At 49.7% G+C, this 7,693-nt stretch carries 3 protein-coding genes and 2 pseudogenes; all 5 read left to right on the top strand.

From position 1 onward, the window contains the following. Window positions 1-79: 79 nt before the first annotated feature. Complete coding sequence (locus FBF61_RS33625) at window positions 80-1,765, top strand: glycoside hydrolase family 43 protein (RefSeq protein ID WP_374756644.1); 1,686 nt, start codon at window positions 80-82, stop codon at window positions 1,763-1,765. 84 nt (window positions 1,766-1,849) lie between these two features. Next, window positions 1,850-2,017: pseudogene (locus FBF61_RS33630) on the top strand (beta-xylosidase family glycoside hydrolase); the annotation flags it as partial. 39 nt (window positions 2,018-2,056) lie between these two features. After that, entirely contained in the window at window positions 2,057-4,009 is a 1,953-nt protein-coding gene (locus FBF61_RS33635; protein ID WP_310590298.1) for a sialate O-acetylesterase, read from the top strand. 20 nt (window positions 4,010-4,029) lie between these two features. Next, window positions 4,030-6,162 (top strand): alpha-glucuronidase family glycosyl hydrolase, encoded by a 2,133-nt coding sequence (locus FBF61_RS33640; RefSeq protein ID WP_138485376.1) that lies wholly within the window; start codon window positions 4,030-4,032, stop codon window positions 6,160-6,162. Between the two features lie 39 nt (window positions 6,163-6,201). Continuing rightward, window positions 6,202-7,566, top strand: a pseudogene (locus FBF61_RS33645) (sodium:solute symporter family transporter); the annotation flags it as partial. Window positions 7,567-7,693 lie beyond the last annotated feature (127 nt).

A 7,693-nucleotide genomic window follows, 5' to 3' on the forward strand; every position in this document is an offset into this window, starting at 1 on the left:
GACAAAGCCAAAAAAAGTAAAGTGCTTCTTTCTTTGCAACTTACCATTAACCAAACACCAAGAACCTCGACACGTGACAATGCACCATCTTCTATGCACCGCCATTGCGGCGTTTTGGCTTTTGGCCAGTTCATTAGCCGCGGCGCAGACTACCACTATGACCAACCCGATTTTGACCGGCTTCTATCCTGATCCCAGCGTGGTTCAGGTTGGGACGGATTACTATCTGGTGAATTCTACCTTCTCGTATTTTCCTGGCATTCCGGTTTTTCACAGCAAGGATTTGAAAAACTGGAAGCAGGTCGGCAATGTGATCGACCGCGCTACGCAAATGGATTTTATGGGGGAGAAGTTGACGCGGGGTTTGTTTGCGCCTGCGATCAGTTATCATAACGGGACGTTTTATGTGAGCTGCACGGACATTGATCACGACGGAAATTTTATTGTTACGGCTAAAAATCCGGCTGGTCCGTGGAGTAATCCAGTGCGTGTTCCGCAGGTGCGCGGCATTGATCCTTCGCTGTATTTCGACGATGACAACAAGGCTTACATCATTTATAACAGCGATGCTCCCGACCGGAAGCCGCTTTATTCCGGCCACCGCACCATTCGCATTTATGAGCTGGACCCGACTACTTTGAACGTTATCGGAGAAGAAAAGCAGCTGGTCAATGGCGGGGTCGATCTGAGCAAAAAGCCTGTCTGGATCGAAGCACCGCACATTATGAAAAGAAATGGCTGGTACTATCTGTACGCGGCAGAAGGCGGCACTTCGGTGAACCACACGGAGGTGGTGTTCCGGAGCAAGTCAGTTTGGGGACCTTTTGTTCCCTACGAAAACAACCCGATCCTGACGCAAATGGGCTTGCCGGAGGATAGGAAAGACCCGATCACTTCCGCTGGTCACGCGCAGTTTGTCGACGGTCCCGATGGAAAGACTTATGCGATTTTTCTGGCAGTGCGCCCGTACGAAGGGAATTTTTACAACACAGGCCGCGAGACATTTATAGCGCCGGTGGAGTGGAAAGACGACTGGCCGATTATCAATCCCAACAGCAAGGAGATCAAATACGAATACACAGTCAATTACAAGGAAGTTAAGCAAAAAGATGCGCTGCCACAGGCGGGGAATTTTGATTATACACTGACATTCGAAAAAAGCCTTGATCCGTCGTTTTTGTTCATGCGCACGATCGACAGTTCTTCATTTTCAATGGCTAAAAAATCCGGTCTGACCATGAAGGTGAAACCCGAAACGGTGATGGAAATGGGCAATCCTTCCTTTATCGGTAAGCGCCAGCAGCATTTGTATTGCACCGCTGAAACCGAAATTACTTTTTCTGCCAAATCGGAAAAGGAAAAAGCCGGACTGACCATTCTGCAAGATGAGTCTCATTTTTATTTCATTGCCAAATCCATTGAAAAAGGTAGGCCGGTTATTCAGCTTTATAAAGCCGGCGCGGATAAAAAGAACATGGAAGTGCTCGCAGCAACGCCGCTTTCAGACTCTTCAAAGCCCGTTAAGCTGCGCATTACGGCGGCTGGGGACACATATAGTTTTTATTTTTCAACGGGTTCCAAATGGGAATTGCTGAAAGATAAAGTCGATGGGAAATTTTTGAGTACGCAGGTTGCGGGAGGTTTTATCGGCTGTTTGTTTGGAATGTACGCTACATCTTCCGGTGAGCAGGGAAGTAATTCGGCTTTATTTAAATACCTCAAATACAGCGGTAATGATCCGATGTTTAAGCGCGTTTCCAATTAAATGATGGAATTATTAAAAAGAATGCGGTTAAACTGTTATTGGCGCTTTTGATGTCCTTTTCATCCATTGCGCAAACTGCTAAAAAGTCTGGATGGAAAATTCTGGAAGCCAATTGGCGGGCCTTTGAAAATGTCGTACACAATTCCGCATTTTATGGGATACCGTTTTAGTCTGTTCAATTATGCCACGAAAGAGGCCGGCGGCTATGCAGATTTTGACTATTTCCGTATTACGGATGCTATATCAGATTAAAAACCAGTGTCCCCGCATTCAAAAAAAACGCGAAAAATTGTGACGACGCATTCATTGATGAACATTTTACGAATTGTATCGGGGCTGATTTTACTGCCCAACATGCTGTTCGCGCAAGTCCGCTTGCCGAAGCTTGTCTCGGATAATATGGTCTTGCAACGCGACGAGCCGATTACGATTTGGGGCTGGGCTGCGCCTAAGGAAAAGGTGACTGTCACATTCAAAAATAAAACTTACCGTGCCGTAGCCAATGTGGATAGTAGCTGGAAAATGCAGTTGCCTGCACATCCCGCAGGCACCGGATTTGATATGACAATCAAAAGCAAAAACCAGGTTCAGATCCGGAATATCGCATTCGGTGACGTGTGGCTGTGCAGCGGCCAGAGCAATATGGTGATCAACATGGAGCGTGTCAAGGAGCGGTTTCCTGAGGACATTGCGTCAGCTGACTATCCCGAAATCCGTAACTTTTTTATCCCTACTAAAACAGACCTGAATGGCCCGAAGCAGGATTTGCCGCCATCGCAATGGAAAGCTGCCACTGCGGCCGACATTCTTAGTTTTGGTGCGGTTTCCTACTTTTTCGCGCGGGATCTTTACGAGCAATACCACGTTCCGATCGGCATTATCAACAGCTCGGTAGGAGGGACGCCCATTGAGGCCTGGATCAGCGAAAAGGGTTACCGTGATTTTGGCGACATTCAAAAGGTGATCAGCCAAAATAAGGATACGAGCTATGCGAATGCGCATGCATTCAGACCACCGACTTCAAAATCTTTCAAACCGGAAAACAAAGATGTCGGATTGGAGGAACACTGGGAGCGCGAGGATTACAAGCCGAAAGGCTGGCGGAATTTCAACATTCCCGGTTATTGGGAAGATCAGGGATTGCGGGAGCTGGACGGCGTGGTTTGGTTCAGAAAGGAATTGGAGGTGCCTGCCAGCTGGGACGGAAAGCCGGTGAAGCTTTTCATGGGCCGTATTGTGGATGCCGACGAAGTGTTTGTGAATGGTAAAAGGATCGGTGGAACAGCCTATCAATATCCGCCACGCAGGTATCAGATTCCGGAAGGACTTTTGAAAGCAGGTAAAAACACATTTGTGATCCGGGTGACCAACCAGGCCGGCAAAGGCGGTTTTGTACCTGATAAACCTTATTTCATGGCATTGGGCGAGGAGCAGATTGATCTCAAAGGAACCTGGCAGTACAAAGTCGGCCGGGTAGATGAGCCGATAAAAATTTCTGAGGGAAACAGGCCGCTTATTGCTCAGAACCAACCCACTGCTTTGTATAATGCCATGATCGCGCCCGCATTGCCAATGAAATTGAAGGGGTTTGTGTGGTATCAGGGAGAGTCCAATGTGGGGAATGCAAAGGATTATTACGGTTTGATGCCTGCATTAATTAATGACTGGCGCGGACTTTGGAAGAATAAAAACCTGCCGTTTCTGGTGGTGCAACTGCCCAATTTCCAGGACATCAGTTACCGGCCTGTCGAAAGCGACCTCGCGGTACTTAGGGAAGCACAAAACAGGGCGCTCACATTAAAAAACACGGCTGTGGCCGTCACATTGGATCTGGGCGAGTGGAACGACATTCACCCGCTCAACAAAAAAGACATTGGAAAAAGACTGGCGCTTTCAGCCAGAAATCTGGCATATCATGATGAAAACGTAGTGTACAGCGGCCCGCGTTTCATCTCACAAAGTATAAACGGCAACAAAATCCTACTCACATTCAGTGACGTAGCGGACGGAATCAAGTCGGCCGACGATGAGGATTTGCGCTGGTTTGCGATCGCGGGGGAGGACAAACGTTTCGTGTGGGCAAAGGCAAGGATAATGGGCAAAAACCAGATCGAACTATCCAGCGACGCGGTGAAAAGTCCGAAATACGTACGCTATGCCTGGCAGGATAATCCGGAGGGGATCAATTTTTACAATTCCGCCGGTCTGCCTGCCTCACCCTTCCGCACCGATGGAGAATTTTGAATGACAATTAATCTTGAATCATGATTAGACCATTAATGTTAAGCCTTTTCAGCTTCCTGCTCACCTGCATGACCACATTCGCGAGCAGCGCCATCGCGTCGGATGGTGACGACGGTTACAGGCTATGGCTTAAATACGAACCGGTGACGAGCGCCGCCGTAAAGGCGGAGTATCTGAAATATGCTTCATTCATATCGAACGCTGAAAAAGGTGAAATCACAGGCAGCGCATTGAAAGAGCTGCAAAAAGGCATGAAGCAGCTCATTGGTAAGGATGTTCCGGCGGTTGCTATGGCTGGGAGCCGAACCGGCGGGATAGTATTTTCGCTGGAACCTGCCACCGGCGATGCTCCGGCGCAGGAAGGTTACCAGATTCAGCTGGCTTCTGGAAACATTGTGATCAGCGCGCAGTCGGAGCGCGGCATTTTGTACGGTACTTTCGCGCTGCTCCGGCATTTGCAAATGCAGCAGCCGGTGAAAAATCTCAGCGGTTCCAGCGCACCGAAAATCCGTTATCGGATGCTCAACCATTGGGATAATACCGACGGGACTATCGAGCGCGGTTATGCGGGCGGTTCGCTTTGGAAATGGTATGAACTACCCGAGCGCGTGGATCCCCGCTATGAGGATTATGCCCGGGCCAATGCTTCGCTGGGCATTAATGGGACTGTCCTGAACAATGTGAATGCCAGCGCGCGGTTTATGTCGCAGGAATACATCGGCAAGGTCGCGGCGATTGCCAATGTGCTGCGGAAATATGGGATTAAGACGTATCTATCAGTCTACTTTGCTGCGCCTAAAACGCTTGGCGGACTGGCTACCTCTGATCCTCTGGACCCGAAAGTGCGTGCCTGGTGGACTGATAAGGTCGCGGAGATTTATAAAACGATTCCTGATTTTGGCGGATTTTTGGTCAAAGCGAATTCGGAGGGTGAGCCGGGACCGCAGGATTACGGGCGTACACACGCAGACGGTGCCAATATGCTGGCCGAAGCATTTAAGCCTTATGAAGGCATTGTGGTATGGCGCGCATTTGTGTACAAAGCAGATCCGAATGCCGATCGTTTCAAAGCTGCTTATGAAGAATTTGTGCCGCTCGATGGTAAGTTTGATCCCAAAGTGATTGTACAGGTAAAAAATGGCCCAATCGATTTCCAGCCACGCGAGCCATTTTCGCCTTTATTCGGCAATATGCCCAAGACGCCACTGGGAATGGAATTTCAGATCACGCAGGAATACCTCGGTTTTACCACGCATGCGGTGTACGAGGCGCCGATTTTTAAGGAATGTCTGGATGCGGATACCTGGGTCAATGGGCAGGGATCGACGGTTGCGAAGGTCATCGACGGCAGTTTGCACAACTATGACCGCACCTTAATGGCTGGCGTAGCCAACACGGGCAGCGACCGGAACTGGACCGGCCACCCGCTGGCGCAGGCCAATTGGTATGCATTCGGCCGCCTCGCGTGGGATCATCAGTTGAGTTCTGAGCAGATTGCCTCTGAATGGACGCAGCTCACATTGACGCGCAATCAGAAATCAAGCGAACACATTACCAAAATAATGCTTCGTTCCCGCGAAATTTACGTCGACTACAATACGCCGCTCGGCTTGTCGCGTCCCTGGATGGGCGTGCATTTTGCCCCCGAACCCTGGCAGAGTCGCGGCGCCCGCCCTGACTGGACCGCCACTTACTACCACCGCGCCGACTCGGCCGGGTTAGGTTTTGACCGGACCGCATCCGGAAGCAATGCATTAGCGCAATACAGGCCGCAGGTGCGCGCACAGTGGCTGAATCCGGACCAAACTCCGCTGCCTTATCTGCTTTGGTTTCACCACTTAAGCTGGAATAAAAAGCTGAGCAGCGGCCGCACGCTCTGGGACGAGCTCTGTCATCGTTTGTACTCGGGTGCAGACTCGGTATCGTGGATGCAGCAGCAGTGGGATTTTGCCAAAAGCGACCTCGACCCAAGGGTGTTTGCTGACGTCGCCGGAAGGTTGCAAGTGCAGCGCCGGGAAGCGATCTGGTGGCGCGATGCGTGGCTTTTATATCTCCAAACCTTTTCCCGCCAGCCCGTTCCCAAAGGTCTGACGCCGCCTGAGCGGACTTTAGAGGAGGTGAAGAAATCGGTGAATATCTATCTGATGCGGTAGGAATGTAGTCCTCCTTTTATTCTTTAAAACAACTTATCAATGAAAGAGTTAAAGTCGCTGGATTACATTATTTTCTTTATCTATTTCATCATTGTGGCCGTGTACGGTTACTGGATTTACAACCGGAAGAAAAGCGCAGCCGCCTCGACCAAAGACTTTTTCCTGGCCGAAGGATCGCTGACGTGGTGGGCTATCGGGGCGTCGCTGATCGCGTCTAATATTTCTGCTGAGCAGTTTATCGGAATGTCGGGAAATGGATTTTCGATGGGCCTTGCGATTTCCAGCTATGAATGGATGGCGGCGGCGACACTGGTGATCGTGGCTCTGTTTTTCATGCCGATCTATTTGAAAAACAACATTTTTACGATGCCGCAATTCCTTAGTCAGCGCTACAATCCCACGGTGAGCCTGATCATGGCGATTTTTTGGCTGGGGTTATATATTCTGGTCAATCTGACGTCGATCCTGTATCTGGGCGCACTCGCGGTATCGGGTATTTCGGGGCTTGATTTTGACCTGTGTATGTGGGGCCTGGCGATTTTCTCCATCGTAATCACGATCGGCGGTATGAAGGTAATCGGCTTCACCGACGTGATTCAGGTCTTTTTCCTGATCATCGGCGGACTTGCCACGAGCTACATTGCCATTAACCTGGTCTCTGACAATTTTGATACGACCGGTCTGATGAATGGACTGAAAATGATGCGCGAGAATCACGGCGACCACTTTAAAATGATCCTCGGCAAAGATAACCCGCATTACATGGAGCTGCCCGGACTCACGGTTTTGCTCGGCGGGATGTGGATCGTGAACCTGAATTATTGGGGCTGCAACCAGTACATTACCCAGCGCGCACTCGGCGCAGACTTGAAAACCGCCCGGAACGGACTGCTTTTTGCGGCTTTCCTCAAACTCCTGATGCCGGTGATCGTAGTGCTGCCGGGAATCGCTGCCTACACACTTTATAACCAGGGTCTTTTCCAGCAGGAAATGACCGAAAATGGCGTGATCGTAGCTGATAAAGCTTATCCTGTGCTGCTGAATCTGTTACCCGCGGGATTGAAAGGACTTTCCTTCGCCGCATTAACCGCCGCCATCGTGGCTTCGCTGGCAGGAAAAGCGAACAGTATTTCCACCATTTTCACGCTCGATATCTTCAAAATATACATTGGGAAAAACAAGTCGGAAGCGCAGCTCGTCGGCATTGGCCGGATCGTGATCGTGGTTTCAATGATCCTTGCGATTGTGGTTTCGCCTTACATGGGGATTGATAAGGCGGGAGGTTTTCAGTTTATCCAGCAAATGACAGGCTTGCTTTCGCCGGGTATTTTCGCCTCGTTTATCATGGGTTTTTTCTGGAAACGCAGCAATTCGGCCGGTGCCTTGTTCGCAATCGTGGGTGGTTGACGTGGTTCCCTTTTGGTTTACACTTTTGCGGGTTAGTAAATATTTAAAAACTTCAATTCTTATCCAGTTTGTCGGTAATATTCGGCTTCAAAAGCTGCTGGATTTAAATAGTTCAAAGAGGAAT

Source organism: Dyadobacter bucti (genome assembly GCF_005869225.1).
Classification (GTDB): Bacteria; Bacteroidota; Bacteroidia; order Cytophagales; family Spirosomataceae; genus Dyadobacter; species Dyadobacter bucti.